Source organism: Dyadobacter alkalitolerans DSM 23607, assembly GCF_000428845.1.
Taxonomy (GTDB): domain Bacteria; phylum Bacteroidota; class Bacteroidia; order Cytophagales; family Spirosomataceae; genus Dyadobacter; species Dyadobacter alkalitolerans.
Map to the genome: position 1 here is coordinate 17,113 of NZ_AUAS01000018.1, position 18,617 is coordinate 35,729.

General features: G+C 44.9%; 17 protein-coding genes. 10 read left to right on the plus strand and 7 right to left on the minus strand.

Annotated features, from left to right (window positions below; translation table 11 throughout):
• Window positions 1-337: 337 nt before the first annotated feature.
• The 3 genes from G395_RS0123860 to tyrS all read right to left on the minus strand — a co-directional run bounded on the left by G395_RS0123860 (window position 338) and on the right by tyrS (window position 2,303).
• Complete coding sequence (locus G395_RS0123860; protein ID WP_026632368.1) at window positions 338-610, minus strand: hypothetical protein; 273 nt, start codon at window positions 608-610, stop codon at window positions 338-340.
• A 59-nt stretch (window positions 611-669) separates the two neighbouring features.
• Window positions 670-879 carry a hypothetical protein gene (locus G395_RS0123865; protein WP_026632369.1) on the minus strand — a complete coding sequence of 70 codons (210 nt, stop codon included), beginning with the start codon at window positions 877-879 and terminating at the stop codon, window positions 670-672.
• A 122-nt stretch (window positions 880-1,001) separates the two neighbouring features.
• Complete coding sequence (tyrS, locus tag G395_RS0123870; protein WP_026632370.1) at window positions 1,002-2,303, minus strand: tyrosine--tRNA ligase; 1,302 nt, start codon at window positions 2,301-2,303, stop codon at window positions 1,002-1,004.
• A 119-nt stretch (window positions 2,304-2,422) separates the two neighbouring features.
• Here tyrS and G395_RS0123875 point away from each other — a divergent pair, with 119 nt between their 5' ends.
• Window positions 2,423-4,195, plus strand: coding sequence for a discoidin domain-containing protein (locus tag G395_RS0123875; RefSeq protein ID WP_026632371.1), 1,773 nt, complete (start codon window positions 2,423-2,425; stop codon window positions 4,193-4,195).
• Window position 4,196: 1 nt separating this feature from the next.
• On the opposite strand, the gene G395_RS0123880 is transcribed toward G395_RS0123875, so the two are convergent.
• The 3 genes from G395_RS0123880 to G395_RS0123890 are packed head-to-tail and all read right to left on the minus strand — an operon-like array spanning window position 4,197 to window position 6,632.
• A complete protein-coding gene (locus G395_RS0123880) occupies window positions 4,197-4,790 on the minus strand; it encodes a Uma2 family endonuclease (protein ID WP_026632372.1) in 594 nt (197 codons plus the stop codon).
• Between the two features lie 55 nt (window positions 4,791-4,845).
• Entirely contained in the window at window positions 4,846-6,111 is a 1,266-nt protein-coding gene (locus G395_RS0123885) for an S-adenosylmethionine:tRNA ribosyltransferase-isomerase (RefSeq protein ID WP_051350340.1), read from the minus strand.
• Window positions 6,112-6,119: 8 nt separating this feature from the next.
• Complete coding sequence (locus tag G395_RS0123890; RefSeq protein ID WP_026632374.1) at window positions 6,120-6,632, minus strand: hypothetical protein; 513 nt, start codon at window positions 6,630-6,632, stop codon at window positions 6,120-6,122.
• A 151-nt stretch (window positions 6,633-6,783) separates the two neighbouring features.
• Here G395_RS0123890 and G395_RS33130 point away from each other — a divergent pair, with 151 nt between their 5' ends.
• From G395_RS33130 to G395_RS0123905, 4 genes are all read left to right on the plus strand, one after another.
• Window positions 6,784-7,074, plus strand: a complete 291-nt coding sequence (locus G395_RS33130) for a BrnT family toxin (RefSeq protein WP_035361955.1) — start codon at window positions 6,784-6,786, stop codon at window positions 7,072-7,074.
• Window positions 7,055-7,219, plus strand: a complete 165-nt coding sequence (locus tag G395_RS32250) for a hypothetical protein (RefSeq protein ID WP_157486796.1) — start codon at window positions 7,055-7,057, stop codon at window positions 7,217-7,219. The genes G395_RS33130 and G395_RS32250 overlap by 20 nt, the downstream gene beginning before the upstream one ends.
• Window positions 7,194-7,754, plus strand: coding sequence for a cob(I)yrinic acid a,c-diamide adenosyltransferase (locus G395_RS0123900; protein WP_026632375.1), 561 nt, complete (start codon window positions 7,194-7,196; stop codon window positions 7,752-7,754). Before G395_RS32250 ends, G395_RS0123900 begins: the two co-directional genes overlap by 26 nt.
• A 112-nt stretch (window positions 7,755-7,866) precedes the next feature.
• Window positions 7,867-8,934, plus strand: a complete 1,068-nt coding sequence (locus G395_RS0123905; RefSeq protein WP_026632376.1) for a branched-chain amino acid aminotransferase — start codon at window positions 7,867-7,869, stop codon at window positions 8,932-8,934.
• Between the two features lie 79 nt (window positions 8,935-9,013).
• Here the strand turns inward: G395_RS0123905 and G395_RS0123910 are convergent, their stop codons facing one another.
• Entirely contained in the window at window positions 9,014-9,898 is an 885-nt protein-coding gene (locus G395_RS0123910; protein ID WP_026632377.1) for an AraC family transcriptional regulator, read from the minus strand.
• A gap of 152 nt (window positions 9,899-10,050) precedes the next feature.
• On the opposite strand from G395_RS0123910, the gene G395_RS0123915 reads away from it, so the two are divergent.
• The 5 genes from G395_RS0123915 (at window position 10,051) to G395_RS0123935 (ending at window position 18,602) form a co-directional block, all read left to right on the plus strand.
• A complete protein-coding gene (locus G395_RS0123915) occupies window positions 10,051-11,880 on the plus strand; it encodes a sodium:solute symporter family protein (RefSeq protein ID WP_026632378.1) in 1,830 nt (609 codons plus the stop codon).
• A 335-nt stretch (window positions 11,881-12,215) separates the two neighbouring features.
• Complete coding sequence (locus G395_RS0123920; protein WP_026632379.1) at window positions 12,216-15,416, plus strand: SusC/RagA family TonB-linked outer membrane protein; 3,201 nt, start codon at window positions 12,216-12,218, stop codon at window positions 15,414-15,416.
• 10 nt (window positions 15,417-15,426) lie between these two features.
• Entirely contained in the window at window positions 15,427-17,010 is a 1,584-nt protein-coding gene (locus tag G395_RS0123925; RefSeq protein WP_026632380.1) for a SusD/RagB family nutrient-binding outer membrane lipoprotein, read from the plus strand.
• A gap of 108 nt (window positions 17,011-17,118) precedes the next feature.
• Complete coding sequence (locus tag G395_RS0123930) at window positions 17,119-17,634, plus strand: cupin domain-containing protein (protein WP_026632381.1); 516 nt, start codon at window positions 17,119-17,121, stop codon at window positions 17,632-17,634.
• 80 nt (window positions 17,635-17,714) lie between these two features.
• Entirely contained in the window at window positions 17,715-18,602 is an 888-nt protein-coding gene (locus tag G395_RS0123935) for a DUF72 domain-containing protein (RefSeq protein WP_026632382.1), read from the plus strand.
• Window positions 18,603-18,617 lie beyond the last annotated feature (15 nt).

Genomic DNA, 18,617 nt, shown 5'->3' on the forward strand with positions numbered 1-18,617 from the left:
TGAGTTCATCACCCGTTTCCTCGCCCTCCCAATATATCTGATCAAGCAAATTTAAACGTTCCTCTACGCTAAGTTCCGTCTCATGTGACTCTTTGAAGGGGACGTGCAACGTTTGTGCAAAATCCTTAATCTGCTCAAATTCTGTCTCACTCTTTGTTTCTATCGTAATCGTGTGTAGCATAGATTTATTTAAGTTGATGAATAGTTAAACAATAGATTAGCACTATAAATTCGCAAATTATTGCGTGCTAATGGCCTACAATATAGCAGGTCGCATTACCAATGTCAAAATGAATGAATAACCGGCCTTAATGGCTTTTTTGCGGTAAACTTTGAGTCAAAGCATAGCGCTTGTTTCTCCTAATTTAGTAATCAAAGTAACCACACGCAATTGATTGGCAATGTGAATCCGCATTTCCGTCGATACATTCTCCAAGTTTTCCGTGAACAGAAATGCCTCAATTAAGGCATTTAACGAATTCACAATTTCCGCGCTTCCGTCTCTTTTGAAGAATTCTTTCACCATTTCATGCTGCTGAAATAATAGATTGACCTCTGCCTCTGAGAAAGATTCAAGATCCTTGTTAAACTTAGATTTGATGATCATCATTAATAGTGGTTATAGTTTGAAATATGTAGGAAAATCTTACAAATTCTGAGCAAAAAAATTTACTTTTTATATGTCACTGAAATATTCACATTAAAGCCATAACGCTCTAATATGGAGATCATACGCTTCTGCGATATGCCTTGGTTAAATTTGAAACTTCGCCAAGCACTTACCAACTCGCCTTTTTTCTCTTCGGGCGGAAGATCTTTATAAACGTGCTCTAAAAACCAAGCAAAAGCTTCTTCGATCGAACTAAACGATTTTGACATTCAAAAGCAAAAAATTTGTAAGATTTTCCTACAAGTAACAATAGATTTTTTCAAGACTTTAAAAACTAAATACTCATATAATGAAATAGAGGCTCTGGATAAGAGCCTCTACAATTTAATAACTAAACAACCCGAACCAAATGATTCTTCTTCCCCTTAGATATCAATAAAAACCGATCCTGCAACAAGCTAAAATCACTCAAAACCTGCTCTGCAGCAGTAACTTTCACCTTATTGACACTAACTGCATTCTGCTGAATCGCCCTTCTTGCCTCGCCTTTTGAAGCGTAGATTTCAGATTTTGTAACCGTAGAAATCAAGTCAGTAATGTTAGCGGTTTCGCTCCATTCGGCTTGGGTGATTTCGGTTTGGGGGACGCCGGCGAAGATGGTGTCGAATTCGTCGGCTTCGATGCTTTGTAATGTTTCCAATGTCGCTTTGCCGAATAACACTTCTGAGGCTTTCAGGGCGGTTTGGTAGGCCCGTTCTGAATGGATTCGGATCGTGAGTTCGCATGCCAGGGCTTTTTGCATGATGCGCAAATGCGGCTCGGCGGCGTGGCTTGCTTCGAGTGCTTCGATTTCCTCTTTGTTTTTGAAAGAAAAAACCTTCAAATAACGCGGCAAGTCCTCGTCGGCCTGGTTGAGCCAGAATTGATAGAACTCGTAAGGCGATGTTTTTTCAGGATCGAGCCAGATGTTCCCGCCTTCGCTTTTGCCGAATTTGGAGCCGTCGGATTTGGTCAAAAGGGGCGTTGTGAGCGCGTAGGCCTTGAAATAGCCTTCTTCGTCACCTTCTTTGCGACGGATGATCTCCGTTCCGGTCGTAATGTTGCCCCACTGATCCGAACCACCCATTTGCAGCCGAATATTTTTGGTTTTATATAAATGATAAAAATCGTAGCCTTGTAATAATTGGTAAGAAAACTCAGTAAATGATATCCCTGTTTCCAGACGCTTCTTAACCGAATCTTTGGACATCATATAATTGACACTCAAAAACTTACCTGCCTCACGCAGAAACTGCAAAAAGCCAATATCTTTGAACCAATCGTAATTATTGACCATTTCGGCAGAATTCTCACCGCAGTCAAAATCCAGAAAACGCTCCAATTGTTTCCGAATGCCTTCTTGGTTAAACTGCAATGTATCTTCATCCAAAAACGACCGTTCAGAAGCCTTGAACGACGGATCACCGATCATTCCCGTAGCCCCGCCAATCAACGCAAATGGCTTATGGCCAGCACGTTGAAAATGAACGAGCAGCATGATTGTTGCCAAGTTGCCGATGTGCAGCGAAGAAGCCGTGGGATCAAAACCGATATAACCGGCCGTCATTTCCTTGTTCAGTTGTTCTTCCGTTCCGGGCATCACATCGTGCAACATTCCGCGCCAGCGCAATTCGGCAATAAAATCAGTCGTCATTATCAAAGGTGTTACTTTTTTCAAAATCGAAGCGCAAAGGTAAAGGTTATCAGTTTACCGCGAAAGTGTCTATTTTAGCAACATTAAAAGATTATTCTGCACAGAAAGCTCACATACTAATGATTCGATATCTCCGAAATGCCTTTTTCTGCACATTACTGGCCGTTGTTTGTCAGCCAGTTTCCGCGCAAATGACCTATTGTAATCCGATGGACATTGATTACAAATACAATTTTGAGCAGCTAAATGAGAAAATAAGTTACCGTTCCGGTGCTGATCCGGTGATCATTAATCATAAAGTTTCGGGCAAAGGCAGTGATTACTACATGTTTGTGACTATTCAGGGCGGTTACTGGCATTCTAAGGATATGATCAACTGGAAATATCTGACCGCCAACCGCTGGCCTTTCGAGGATATGTGCGCACCGGCGGCGGTTTCTGCGCGGGACACATTGTTTTTATTCCAATCCACTTTCGAATCGCGTCCTATCCTTTATTCCGTTGCGCCCGAAAAGGGCATCTGGGAGTTTTACAACCGCTGGACGCCGCGCCTTCCGAAGGACATTGGTCCTTGGGACCCAGCCATTTACCATGACCCTGACACTGACAGGTGGTTCATGTATTGGGGTTCGTCGAATGTGTATCCGATTTTCGGCGCAGAGCTCGACCATAGCAAAAAATTGGCCTTTAAAGATCAATACAAGGCGATGTTTTGGCTAAATCAATACGAGCACGGCTGGGAACGCTTCGGCCCGAACCATTCCGATCCCTTCAAACCATTTACCGAAGGCGCCTGGATGACCAAGCATAATGGCAAATATTACCTGCAATACGGCGCGCCAGGAACAGAATATAATGTTTATGCAAATGGCACCTATGTCGGTGACGATCCGCTAGGGCCATTCACTTATGCGCCGTACAACCCGGTTTCCTACAAGCCCGGCGGCTTTGCGACCGGTGCCGGACATGGGAATACATTTCAGGATAATTATGGCAATTACTGGAACACCGGAACGTCGTGGATCGGCTTCAATTGGGGCATGGAAAGGCGCATTGTAAGATATGCAGCCGGTTTTGATAAAGATGGCCAAATGTTCGCCAACACTCGGTTCGGCGATTTTCCACATAAAATGACAACCAAAAAATGGGAAGGAAAAGGCGACGAGTTATTCACTGGCTGGATGCTGCTTTCCTACAAAAAAGCCGTCACAGCATCCTCCGTCATGGACACCATGTCCGCCGCCAAAATCACGGACGAAAATCCAAGGACATTCTGGGTTGCCAAACAGAATAAACCAGGCGAAACCCTCACCATTGACCTACAAAAAGAGCAGGAAATTAAAGCACTCCAAGTCAATTACGCAGATTACAAATCGGACATTTTCGACAACAAACCAGAAGTCGTCTACACCCAATTCAAAATCCTGACTTCCAACGACGGAAAAAAATGGGACGTCGCCAGCGACCTTACGAATGAGCCCAAACGAGACCGGCCCTGCGCATACATTGAGCTCGCCAAACCTGTAAAAGCGCGTTACGTTCGTTATGAACACATTTACGTCGCATCGCCTAATCTGGCCATCAGCGAATTTCGCGTTTTTGGAAACGGCTTCGGCAAAGCGCCACAAACCCCCGCAAACTTCACAGCCATCCGCCAAAAAGATACCAGAAATGCAGATTTAAAATGGGAAAAAGTCCCGGGCGTGACCGGCTATAATGTCCTTTGGGGAATCGCACCAGATAAATTATATCAGACTTACCAATTTTGGGATGATGAGCCTAACACATTTGAACTGAGAGCATTGAACGTCGGCGTGCCTTATTACTTTGCCATTGAGGCGTTTAATGAGAATGGGGTTTCTGAGAAGAGTGCAGTTGTTGGGGTGAAGTGATTTAAATAATCTCTTCGTCGGGGATGAAAACAATGTTTTCGTAAATCGCTGAGAGTGTTATTTCAAAATTTAGAGATTCAAAACTGATAATATCGGTGGGTTGATCGAAAGTTTGGTAAGTCCAAATGTCCGGTTGCTCCGTGCGGCTAAACAACTCGACGTAAAATTCGTTTTGAGAAACCAACATGTAATGTTCAAGGGATGGAATTCCTTTATACATTCTAAGTTTGAACCCACGATCGTAAGTTGCTGAACTTTTCGAAAGGACTTCGACCAATATACTGGGGTGCTTAACAATGTATGTCCCATTTATATCTGCCTTTGCACAGGTAACGATTACATCAGGATAGGGATAGAAAAAATTTTGAACGGCCTCAACCTTAATGTTTTCAGCAAAAACCCGACATCCTTTTGGAATAAAAATCTTTTTCAGCAGTGAACGGACATTGTCCACTATGTCATTATGATTCATAGTCGTCCCTGCCATGGCGAAAATTTCTCCATCGTAAAATTCATGACGAACTTCACTTTTCTCCTCCATTTCCAGGTATTCTGCTACGGTGTATTTTTGCTCTGAAATTTGTGCGTGTCCCATATCGGTTGATTTTTTCAAAACAAATTACATCAAAATCTGAGGATTTTCAAATCGCTCAATCCTCCCGCCACAACAGCGAAGAATCCCCATAACTTAAAAACCGATAACCCTTCTCAAATGCTTCGGCGTAAATGCGTTTCCAATCCTGGCCAGTTAGGGCCGCTACTAGGAGAATTAACGTAGAGCCAGGCTGGTGAAAGTTGGTGACCAAGCCCTGGCAAAGTCGGAATTTGTAGCCCGGGAAGATGAAGATTTCGGTTTCGCCAACAATATGGTCGGTGTTTTGTTCCTCCATAAAGGTTAGGATTGCTTGCAATGCTCCATCGGGCGATGGCAAATCATTCTCTTTGAACGGATAGGGATAGAGTTTTTCGATAAAAAATTCCGTGGTTTCCTGGCGAAACAGCTTTACACCAAACCAATATAAACTTTCCAAAGACCGCAGTGATGTTGTGCCGACCGGAACAATGCTTTGGATGTTTCCGAGCAAATCAAGGATTAGTTGCTTAGTGAAAACAACCTGCTCGGAATGCATCCGATGCTCGGTTACCGAGCTGACTTTGATGGGCTGGAATGTGCCTGCACCTACGTGAAGCGTTAGAAACGATTTTTTTACACCCTTTGATTCAAGCTTTTGGAAAACCTCTGGCGTGAAATGTAGTCCGGCTGTTGGTGCTGCAACGGCGCCGTCGTGGTGGGCGTAGACGGTTTGGTACGATTCCGAATCGCGTGCTTCCGTGTTGCGGTTCAGGTATGGGGGCAATGGAATCTCGCCAAGGGCTTTTACAATGTCCAAAAAGACAAAGTCGCCAGTCCAGGTCAGGCGAACGAGATTTTGGTCGTAATCCTCGTAATTGACGGACAGACTAACTTGCTGACCGTTAATATCAATGTTCGTAGTCAGCTGATCTGCTAACTTCCAGCGCTTTTTGTTGCCAATCATGCTTTCCCAAACACACGAATCCTTAACCAGCATTGCATCGTTGATTACACGAGTCGGCAGCTCGGGGTGCAGCAATAGGATTTCGATAACCGCTCCAGTCTCCTTTTTGAAATAGGCCCTTGCCGGGATTACTTTGGTGTCGTTGAAGACAAGAAGGGTTTTTGCAGGCAGGTTTTCGGGCAAATCGGTAAAACGCTTGTGCGCGACTTCGCCGGATTTATAAATCAGAAGCTTGGAATGATCTCGGTTTTCGAGCGGGTATTTTGCGATTCGGTTGTCGGGAAGGTCATAAGTGTAATCTTCCAAACGAATGGATTCTGCTGCTTTGAGCCAGGAGTCTTCGAGATTTTCGTTGCCTTGGGGTTCTGCTTCTTCCATTCCTTTTTCTACAATTTATCCTCGGGAGCCGGTGTCCACAGCAATCTTAATGGCAAAAGGAAAACAATGATCATTAGTCCCAAACCAACATAATACAGCCAGGAAAAATCGAAAACATCGAGCTTATATTGCTGACTATTAACGGTCGCGAGTGCGAAAAGGCTCATGCCGATGATCGTGTTGATGACCGCAACGAGGCAGTAAAGCCAGTTGATCAAATGCTCGTTCAATGCTTCGCGGTGCTGTGCCCACACTTTCTTGTTCAAAATTGGCAAATGCATCGGGTCCACTTTAGGAATGTGGCGGGCCAAGCCAGTGATCAGCACGTTATTAAGCAGAAACAGTGCCATGACAATGTAAAAAATGTGCTCTTTTTCAAGATATTTTTCAGCCAGACCATTGTCTGAGAAATCAACTGCAACCGTCTGCGGAAAAACCGAATACGTCCATACCAGCGCCCCGATCACCAGGATCAAAGACATCCAGCGCCATACTTTTATAACAAATGTTGTAACTTTCATGAATCAGTAACCTCGGAAGGTTTTATCGCCATAGTAAATTTGGCTGCAAAATTAGGTTGGGGAGTTTCCAAAACCTAATTGGAGAACGTTAATGATTATAAATGTTAACTTTGAAAGTTGACATTCTCATAACACACTATACATATATTTAATGATTGAATTTGAATGGGATAGCTATAATATTAAACATGTTATAGAAGACTATCCAAGTCGAGAAAATACCATAAGTGAAGTGGAAAGCGTTTTTTTAGATCCATTTGTAATCTACCGAAAAGGCAACCACGTTGCTGCCGAGCAGAGATACAGAGCTATCGGTTTAAGCAACTTAGGAAGAATTAACGTTGTTATCTTCACTGTCAGTAACGAAAAAATCCGACCCATAAGCAGCTGGCCTGCGAATACACAAACTAGACGACTTTACCATGAAAGAGCAAAAAACTAAGACAATCGCTGTAATCCGAAATCAGCATACGAAGGCGGAGATGAAGGCAATTGAAAAGGAATTATTAGATCCTAATGCGAAAAATTATACGCTTCAGGAAATATTTGAAATGAGTAAAAATGAAAATATACACCAAAACAGGTGACAGAGGAACGACGTCCCTTATCGGCGGTACGCGATTGAGTAAGGCGCATGTGCGGATTGATGCTTATGGCACAGTCGATGAGCTGAATAGTTATATCGGAATGTTGCGCGATCAGCCGGTTAATGAGCAGCGGCGGGATCTCTTGAAAGAGATTCAGGACCGGCTTTTTACGATCGGCTCGCATCTGGCCTCCGAATCGGATCAGGTGCAACGGGTTTTGCCGGATTTGCTGGATGATGATGTGGCGTTACTGGAAACGGAAATGGACCTGATTGATTCTCAAATTCCACCGTTAAGAGCATTTGTGTTGCCGGGCGGGCATCCGTCCGTTTCGTTTGGGCACATTGCGCGGACTGTCTGCCGGCGGGCCGAGCGGGCGGTGATCTATTTGCAGCAGGGAGAAGAGGTCGAGGATATTGTGGTTCGTTACCTGAACAGGCTTTCGGATTATTTATTTATGCTCTGCCGCGCCATGACTTATGAGCTGGAAATTGATGAAGTTACGTGGAAACCGAGGGTCGCCCCAAAAAAATAATTGTTATACTAAATATCCGTTGTTTATAGATTTATTTTTTTAAATTGCGGGACTTAGGAAAGCCGCAAAACTTCCTCAAAAAACAATATCCGCAATCTAAATTTTTGGCATTATGACAGCCGACACGTTGCAAATAGAGGTTCAGCAGACAACAAATTCACGTTTGCAAGAGGTTGATTTCAATAACCTCGTTTTTGGCCGGAACATTTCCGACCACATGTTTATCGCCGAGTATCGCGAAGGTCAGTGGCAAGACCTCCGGATCGTCCCTTATGGTGATCTCGCGCTAAGTCCTGCAACAGCCGCGCTGCATTACGGTCAGGCTATTTTCGAAGGCATGAAAGCCTATAAAAGTGCCGAAGGAGAAGTGCTTCTTTTCCGCGCAATTGATAACTGGAAACGACTGAATAAATCTGCAGAACGCCTTTGCATGCCTACGATCCCGGAAGAAATCTTTATGAGCGGGCTTACAGAATTGCTTCGTCAGGATGCGGATTGGGTGCCTTCACAAGAAGGTTGCTCGCTATATATTCGCCCTTATATGTTCGCTACGGACCCCTATATTGGTGTAAAACCTTCTGATTCTTACTACTTTATCATATTCACAAGCCCGGTTGGCACGTATTATGCGAAGCCTCCGCGGGTAAAAGTGGAAACGCATTTCATCCGTGCTGCCGAAGGTGGCGTGGGCGCAACCAAATGCGCAGGAAACTACGCAGGTTCATTGTATCCGGCGAAACTGGCGCAGCAGGAGGGTTACGATCAACTGATCTGGACCGATGCGCGTGAGCATGCGTACATTGAGGAATCCGGAACGATGAACATTATGTTTATCCTGGATGGCAAACTGGTGACGCCATATGTTTCCGAAACCACATTGGACGGCATCACGCGTAAAAGCATCGTTGCCATTGCACAGCACTGGGGCATTCCGGTGGAAGAACGCCGGGTAAGTGTGAAAGAAATCATTGACGGCCTGAAAGACGGAAGTCTGGAAGCTGCATTCGGTGCTGGAACGGCGGTTGTGATCTCTCCGTTCGCGAGCATTGCCTACGAAGGCGTGGATTATCCGCTTCCTGAAATCAAAGAAGATTCATTTGTCAATAAAGTAAAGCGTTACCTGACGGATTTACGCACTGGCAAAGAGGAAGATACATTTGGCTGGATGCTGAAAGTATAGTTCTGATATTTATACAAAAGGCCCGGTTAAGCAATCTTAACCGGGCCTTTTGGTTTATACATTAACCGGGCTTTCTGTTTTATATAAATGTCCTCGTCCCCGAATAATTGTCCCGGAATTCCTTTGGCGTGCAGCCATTTTTATTCTTGAAAATCCGGTTGAAATAGGACAAATTATTAAACCCGCATTTGTAAGCAATCTCCGAAATCGTGTTAGTCGTATTAATCAGCGAGCGTGATGCATGGCCGAGCCTTATCTCATTCAGGCTTTCAATGAATGTCTTGCCAGTCCGTTTTTTGATAAATCGACTAAATGAAACTTCCGACATGCCGGCCAGCTTAGAAATGCCTTCCAGATTGATCTCTTTGTCGTAATTATCGCGCATATAGGCAAACACTTTTTCGATCCTTCTGCTGTTATAATTGACGTTTTCGCCTGTAAACGTGCTGTTTGAAAGCGTTCGCATGTTTCTGGAAACGGACAGATCGTGCAGGATAGACATCAATTCAAGAATAGAATCAAAACCACTCTTTTGAACAAGGGCCGTGAGCCTGGGCGTAATGCGTTCAATGGTTTCTCTGGAAAATGCGATTCCCTTCGACGATTTTTCAAGCAGTGAGCGTACGAAAAACAGCTGGTTGCGTTCAAGGAATTTGTCGTCAAACAAGTCGCGATGAAACTGAACGGTAATCTCCTGCACTTCGGGAATGCCTTCCTGCCATTTATACGCATTCGTCAACCACCCATGCGGCAAATTATTTCCAACCAACACCAGCTCCGCATCGTCAATCACCTCGGTATGGTCCCCTACGATCCGCTTCACGCCCTTACCCGACAGCACAAGGTTCAGCTCAAATTCATCGTGGCTGTGTAAAGGGAAATCAAAAACGGTTTTTTTCCTGGCAAAGATTGTAAAGCAGTCATACTGAGTCAGTGGGGTAATTTCACGGTAAATTTCACTCATACAGATCTTGGTTACAGAATGTGCTAAATATAATGATTTAGTGATAAAATTCATCGACGAACAAGGGGAAGAATTGGCGTTACATATTGGAATCTGTCATTAGTATTCTAAATTCACTGTGATAAGAATTCCATGGACGCCGGACATTTTTCATGAAAATAAAACTGCTTGATTTCCTTGTCATCATTGCCTATCTGCTGCTGGTAACGGTGATTGGAATCATACTCAAAAGACAGGCGCAAAAGAGTAAAAATGATTACATGCTTGGCGGGAGATCCATGCCGTTCTGGATGTTGGGTGTTTCCAATGCGTCGGGAATGTTTGATATCTCCGGAACCGTCTGGATGGTTTCCATCATGTTTATTTACGGCGTAAAAAGCATTTGGCTGCCGTGGTTATGGCCGGTTTTTAATCAGATATTCATGATGGTGTACCTTTCCATCTGGTTGCGTCGATCCAATGTTTCAACGGGTGCTGAATGGATGCTCACACGGTTTGGGGATAAAAAAGATGCGCTGCCATCGCACAAGACCATTATTGCCTTCGCGCTCCTGAGCTGTCTGGGTTTTATGGCCTACGGATTTGTCGGATTGGGCAAGTTTATCGAAATTTTTATTCCGTGGCGTTTTGTCCAGCCGTATTTACCTTTTACAATTAGTGCGGCATATGCAGCGCATGTTTATGGCGTCATTTTTACATTGTTTACGGTTTTTTATTCACTACTCGGTGGCATGAAAAGTATCGTCTGGGCCGATCTGATCCATTATGCGATCATGGTTGTCGTATCTGTCGCCATTGCTGTCATTGCTATGACCGCGTTGCACGATGCCCGATCGCTGCCTGTGCCGATGGGCTGGGATAATCTGTTTTTTGGCAAAGAACTGGATCTGGATTGGAGCACGCATATTCCTGAGGTGAACGAAAAAATCAAGGCCAACGGCTTCTCACCTTTTGGTTATTTCTTTGCGTTGATGACGGCCAAGGGCATTTTGGCGAGTTTGGCCGGGCCTGTTCCGAGCTATGATATGCAAAAAGTCCTGTCGGCAAAAACACCGCGCGAGGCTGCCCTTATGAGCATGATCGTGAATGTGGTGCTGCTTCCTACACGTTACCTGCTCATTATCGGCGTTACCGTTCTCGGATTGTTATTTTATAAAGATCTCAGCATTTCAATCGCCGACAAAACTGATTTTGAGCGGATTCTGCCTGCTGTACTCAACACCTACATTCCGTCGGGATTGCTCGGATTGGTGTTAGTTGGGCTGATGGGCGCTTTTATGGGGACATTTGCCGGGACATTCAATGCTGCGCAGGCTTACCTTGTTAATGACATTTATCTAAAATCCTTTAACCCAAAAGCGACCAACAAGCAGATTTCCAGGATGAATTACCTGCTGGGCCTTGCCGTCATGACGATCAGCATCTTACTCGGTTTCCTGGCGAAAGACGTCAACAGCATTCTGCAATGGATTGTTTCTGCGCTTTTTGGCGGTTATATTGCTTCCAATGTCTTGAAATGGCATTGGTGGAGGTTCAATAGCAGTGGTTTTTTCTGGGGAATGCTCTCCGGCATCCTTTGCGCATTGGCAGCGCCATACATTTTCCCGGGCATGGTCCCGCTTTTTTATTTCCCTATAATCCTGCTCATTTCAACAATTGGCGCAGTAACCGGCACATTACTGACGCCCGCAACGGATTTTGATACATTGAAAAAATTTTACAAAACGGTTCGACCGTGGGGATTTTGGGAACCTGTGGCCATTGCTGTAAAATCTGAGGATCCATCGTTTGAGCCCAACCGTCGTTTCAAATGGGATATGTTTAATGTTGTAGTGGGCATCACGGCGCAGACTTCCATTACCGCCTTACCTGTATTTCTGGTGCTGCTCATGCCCAAACAAACCGCCATCGCAGCAGCCATACTGGCCGTTTCAGCAGTGATCCTCTGGAAAACCTGGTATAAGAAGTTGCCCAATCATTAGATCATAAAAACCTGACTCACGCAAGGGAACTTGCCCCTGAAACTGCTAAACAAAACTTGAACGTATATAGCTAGGCGACATTCTGGAAAATAGGATCAGCAAGGAAAATTCGCCTTTACAATTTTCATAAAGGTTAATATTGATAAACAAGGCCTTAGAGCATTTTAGAGCAAAAAAATAGTACAAAACACATTCAACCACTGTCAAAAATGTGTTATTTTTAGATAAAAAAGAACTATAACGGTATGCCCTTCGAAGTGGTATATTTGAGCCGGATTGCAAAATCCAATGTTTTTGAGAATTGATTAACCTATTTTTCCAGAAAAAGAAAGCGTATGAAAAAACTTGTACTGAACATTGTGTTGGTACTGCTCTCCATGCTCGCCCTCCAAGGCTATGCACAGGATATGACAGTATCAGGGAAAGTAAGTGATGCATCCGGCGGAGAAATCGCCGGTGTAAACGTGGTGGTAAAGGGGACAACCCGGGGAACCACTACGAACGACAAGGGTGAATATTCCATCTCAGTAGAAAAGGGGAAAACATTGACATTCAGCTATATCGGTTATGTTTCGAAAGAAATTGTTGTCAATGCGAGTGTGCTCGATGTGAATCTTGCAGCAGAAGCCACTGCCCTGAATGAAGTTGTCGTAACGGCCCTTGGTATCAGTCGTGATAAGCGTGCATTGGCCTACTCCATTACAGAAGTGAGTGGCAACAACCTGACTGCTGCCCGTGAAGCTAACCTTGGAAATTCATTGGCAGGACGTGTTGCAGGTGTGAATGTAAGCAAAGTGGCATCTGGCCCGGCCGGATCGTCCCGCGTGATCATTCGTGGTAACAAATCGCTGCAAGGCAACAACCAGCCGCTTTATGTAATTGATGGTATCCCCATGGATAACAGCAACTTCGGACAAGCGGGCCTTTGGGGCGGATCGGATGAAGGAGATGGTCTTTCGAGTATTAACCCGGACGACATTGAGTCGATCACGGTGTTAAAAGGCGCCAATGCAGCGGCACTTTACGGTTCGCGTGCAGCCAATGGTGTTATCAACGTCACAACAAAACGTGGTACGAAAAGAAAAGGTGTCGGCATTGAGTTCGGCTCAAACTATGTTTTCGAAAAACTGAATGACCTTTCTGATCTGCAACATTCATACGGAGCAGGCGGTTACGTAAATGGTGTTGCAAGCAAGCCATCGAACCAGGCTCAGGCTTATGATTGGGGTGACGATTCCTGGGGACCAAAATTTGACAACAGCGAAGCAATCGGTTTCGATGGGAAAATGCACCCATATTCCTACGCTGGCGACAATTTCTCCCGTTATCTGAAAACAGGACATGCTTTTACCAACAACCTGGCATTCTCAGGCGGTAATGAAACGCAGAATTTCCGCGCCTCGGTTACCAACCTGAAAAGCACGACCATCATCCCTAATTCCGGTTTTGACCGCATTAACCTTTCACTTTCAACGCAGTCGAAATTTGGCAAAAGACTTTCTTTCGATGCCAAAGTGCTTTATTCAGAGGAAAAAGCGAAAAACAGACCAAATGTTTCCGATTCCCCTGGTAATGCGATCCAGTCGATCTGGCGGATTCCTGGCGACCAGAATGTGCTTGATTATTACGGAGATCCTGCCAAGCCGGGTGCAATTCCAGCAGGCACCGATCCAGCCAGTCTGGCTATCTGGGGTGTGTCTGAGTCGAGATCGGTGGGTGAAGAAATGCAGCAAGCCAGCAACAACTGGGGTCAAAATCCATACTGGGTTGCTTATCAGTTCATCAAATCGGATCAGAAAAACAGGATTATCACATCCGGTCAGTTGAAATATCAGATCACCGACTGGCTTTTCATCCAGGGACGGGTTGGTTTGGACAAATACAGCAGACGCGCAGAGTCCCTCACACCCGAAGGAACCGGTTACCAGCGTGGTGGTGCCAGAAACCTTGGAAACTGGAATGTTTCGGAGCTTAATGCAGAGTATACAATCGGTGCGAGCAAGGAATTTGGCAAATTCGGTTTCACTGCATTTGCGGGTGGAAACCGGATGAGAAGAAAATATGAATACACAAACGTTTACGGAAACGGCTTTAATGTTCAGTTTTTCCCGGCTTTGAACAACGTAAAAGACAGATCTTTCACTTATGAGCCTAAGGAAAGCGGCATTAATTCGCTGTTGGGATCTGCGGAAGTTTCGTATGATGGTTATCTGTTCCTTACCGCAACGGCCAGAAACGACTGGTTCTCCGTGCTTAACCCTGAAACAAACAGCATTTTGTATCCTTCTGTCGGTGGTAGCTTTGTTTTCTCTGATGCCTTCAAAGGGCTTCCATCCTGGCTGTCTTATGGTAAAGTAAGGGCTTCCTGGGCTCAGGTAGGCAATGTTACCATTGATGCTTATCAAAACAACCTGACTTATTCCCTGAACGGAAACCCGCATCTGAACATTCCTATGGCATCATTCTCGCAGGCGATGGGCAATGGCGGAAACATTCCTAACCCCGCACTTAAACCGCTGACCGTTACAGAGACGGAAGTTGGAATCGATTTCAGGGTGTTTAACAACAAACTGGGCATTGACTTCACGTATTACGATCAGCAAACCACGGACGATATCCTGAATGCTACGATTTCACGAGCATCAGGCTTCGGAAGCACTTCGGTGAATTTGGGTAAATTACAGAACCGCGGTTTAGAGCTTTTGTTATCTGCAACGCCACTGAAAAGCAACAATCTGGTTTGGGACCTGACTGTAAACCTTGCAAAAAACAATAGTAAGGTTAAATCGCTGATCGAAGGAACAACCGAATTGGTAATGGACGAGCCAAGAACCCGGAATGCTTTTATCAAAAACGTTGTGGGCCAACCGTTTGGAATGATCACGGGACGTGTACAAAAAATGTCACCTGATGGCCAGCCCGTATTCGATAAAGACGGTCGTCCGGTGAGTGAGGCAGGTTATAAGGTGATTGGAAATGGTATCGCAAAAATGACAGGCGGCGTAACCAACTCATTCAACTACAAAGGATTTGACCTTTCTTTCCTGGTTGACTTCAAAGTGGGCGGCGACATTCTTTCCGGAACGAACATGAGGTTGGATCAATGGGGACTTAGCAAAAACTCCCTGAAGGGCCGTGAAGGCGAAGAGCCGCTAACAGTGACCGGTGTTACACAGGAAGGCACAGAATACAAGCCATTTACGAAAACATTAACGCCTCTGGAAGCATACAATTACTGGGGAGCCGTGGGTGGTGAAGGCGATAATGCTGTAACCACAATGTATCTCTACGACGCATCATTCATCAAATTGAGACAGCTTACCGTAGGCTATTCTTTCCCTAAAAAGCTGCTTGGCAAAACGCCTTTGCAAAACCTGACACTTTCATTCGTGGGTCGTAACCTGGCTATTTTGTTCAAAAACACGCCGAACATTGATCCTGAATCCAATTATGCAAACGGTAACTCCCAGGGTTTTGATTACTTCGGGTTTCCTTCGACACGCAGCTACGGTTTCAATTTGAGAGCAACATTCTAATTTACCAAAGATGAAAAATTTGAAAAAATATATAAAATACGGATTGGCAGTGGCCTTGGTGACAGGATGTGATACCAAACAATTGCACGATCTGAACATTAACCCGCAGGCCCTGAACGAAGTAAATCTGAACTTCATTTTTACATCGGCTGAACTCGGCATTGCTTCCAATGGTACAACAGGCGACAACCGCTACATCGACTGGCGGACTAACATCGGCATGTTTTCCTATGCCATTCAGCACCTGGCCAACTCGGGCGGCGGCATTGCGCCTGGCGATAAATACACTGTTAATGCGGAAACAAACGCTGCGCCATTTGAATTTACCTACAATGATCAGCTCAAAAATATTGCTGAGATCCTGAAACAGTCCGGTCCGGGTGGTTTTGCGGAAGGCAAGTACAAAAACACGCGCGAAGCTTCGCGGATCCTCCGTGCATTCAGCTTCGCCCGTCTGACAGATTTATATGGAAACATCCCCTATTCCGAAGCAAACAAGGGCATTGAAGGAATATTCTTCCCGAAATACGATACGCAGGATGTTATCTATGCCGACTTGCTGAAAGAGCTCGATGAGGCAACAGCAGCATTAAGCACGTCCAATCCGGACGAGGGGTTCAAAGCAGCGGATTTTATCTACAATGGTGACATTGCCAAATGGAAGAAATGGGGTTATTCTTTAATGCTTCGACTGGCAATGCGTATTTCAAATGTGGATGCGGCCAAAGCGGCAACTTATGTGACCAAGGCAGCTGCGGGAGGTGTTTTCACAAGCAATGCAGACAATGTATGGGTAAAAATGGCCGATGGCCCGAGCGAGTGGGTGAATCAGAACGGTATTTCGCGTGCGTTTGATGCGGGTGATGGCGGTCAGCCTACTTATTTGAGTGCGACATTGGTTAATTTCCTGAAGGGCGCAAACCAGGCTGTTGCCACAGACGATGATCCGCGTTTGATGATCATCAGCGGTGGAATCGGCAGCGGGACGGTGATTACAGACCCGGTGAAGCAAAAAGGAATGCCCAACGGATATGATCTGGCCATGCTTGAAAAATTAGAAAACAAGAAGCCGATCGATGTCTCTACAACCTATTCGAGAATCAACTCAAAAATGCTGCAAGATTCTGATCCATATATGATTATGAATTATGGAGAAGTAGAATTCCTGCTTGCTGAGGCCATTGAGAGAAAGATTGGAACCGGCATTGCAGGCACAGCCAAATCACATTATGAGGCCGGCGTGAAGGCTTCTATGCAAATGTACACGCCATTCGACGCATCCCTGACGGTGTCCGACGCAGCGGCTGCCAAATATCTGACGACCTATCCTTATGGCGTTACAAAACCAGCCCTTGAAATGATTGGTGAGCAAATGTGGGTGAACAAATTCTTCAATTGGTGGGAAGCATGGTCCGACTGGAGAAGAACGGGATTCCCAAAATTGACACCAACCAACTATCCAGGCAACGTAACAGGCGGAACAATCCCGGTAAGACTTCGCTACCCAACCAACGAAGTGGCAGGAAACCCGAATTACCAAACCGGGGCAACATTACCTGACGACTTCACTACCAAAGTTTGGTGGGATAAATAATATAAGTTAGTAGATATAATTCAAAAGGTGCCCTGAATATTTTGGGGCATCTTTTTGTTTTTTATCCTAATTTTGAAACCATCACTGATTTTACCAACATCACAATTTATGATACAATCTTTCACCGCAACAGCCGATAAGGATGTTGTATTTGCCAAAGTTCAGCAGTTTATAGACGAACTGGGTTTCACAGTTGTAAGCAAGGATCATTCGCGGCCGTGGGGCGGTTTTTTTGTTTTGGAAGAAACGGAGGCACCGAAATTCATATCCACATTCTTCCCTCATTTATCACTTGAAGATTTTGCAGGTTACGAAAAACTGAGCCCTAAAATATTGGTTGTAGCGCCTAATAAACGTCTTTCCTGGCAATATCATCACCGTCGCGCTGAAATTTGGAAGGTAATTGGCGGCAATGCGGGCATTGTGATCAGCGATACAGACGAAGAAACACCATTACGCCAATTGCCGATCGGGACAGTTGTGGAACTACAAAAAGGAGAGCGTCATCGCCTGGTAGGGGTTGATGAATGGGGTTTTGTATCCGAAATCTGGAAACATACAGATGCCGCAAATCCATCCGATGAAGACGATATCGTCCGCGTCCAAGATGATTTCGGCCGATAAAAAAGAAAATTTTCCCGTCGGTTGAAACCGACGGAAATTTCTAATAATAATATATCATTGATTCATTTTAGACATAGACCATGAAATTCGGAAAAGTTGATAATCCAGAAGACGTTGATTTTAAGTTGCCGGACGATGCGGCCGCTAACAAGAAGTTGTTGAAGGACGCAAAGAAAGGGAAGCCGAATATTTACATTGGTTGCGCTAAATGGAACAAGGCAGATTTAAAAAGTTTTTATCCAAAAGGAACAAAGGACGAGCTAGGTTACTATGCAACTCAATTTAACAGCATTGAACTGAATGCGACTTTTTATAACAACTTTCCTGTTGAAACGATTGAAAGCTGGTATAATAAAACGCCTGCTGAATTTCGGTTTTTCCCAAAACTGCATCAGGGCATTAGCCATTGGAAACGCCTGAAAGATGCGAAAGAGCCCACAGAAGTGTATCTGGATGGCATCGCACATTTGCAGGAAAAACTGGGCATGCTCTTCCTCCAGATGCCCGACAATTTCGGCCCGAAAAACTGGGACGTTTTGAAAGCATACCTGGAAGAATGGCCTTCCGGCTTCCCGCTTGCATTGGAACTACGCCACACAGGCTGGTACGACGGCTCATTCAACAGCGAAGAGCTTTACGAAGTTTTAGAAAAAAACAACATTACCCACATTGTCACAGATTCTGCCGGTCGCCGCGACTTACTGCACATGCGTCTGACCACTCCGACTGCATTCGTGCGTTATAATGGTGCCAATGTGGATTCGGATTATACGAGGCTGGATGACTGGTTTGAGCGATTGAAATTGTGGGTGGAAGAAGGAATTGAGAACATTTACTTTTTTGTCCACCAAAATCATGAAGAGGCTTCTCCGTTGCTTTCCGCTTACCTGATAGAAAAATTCAACGAAAAGCTGGGAATGGAGCTCAAAGTGCCTGTGCATCCGACGCCGGTTCCTGCTAAAAAATAGTGCTTTCAACTTCCG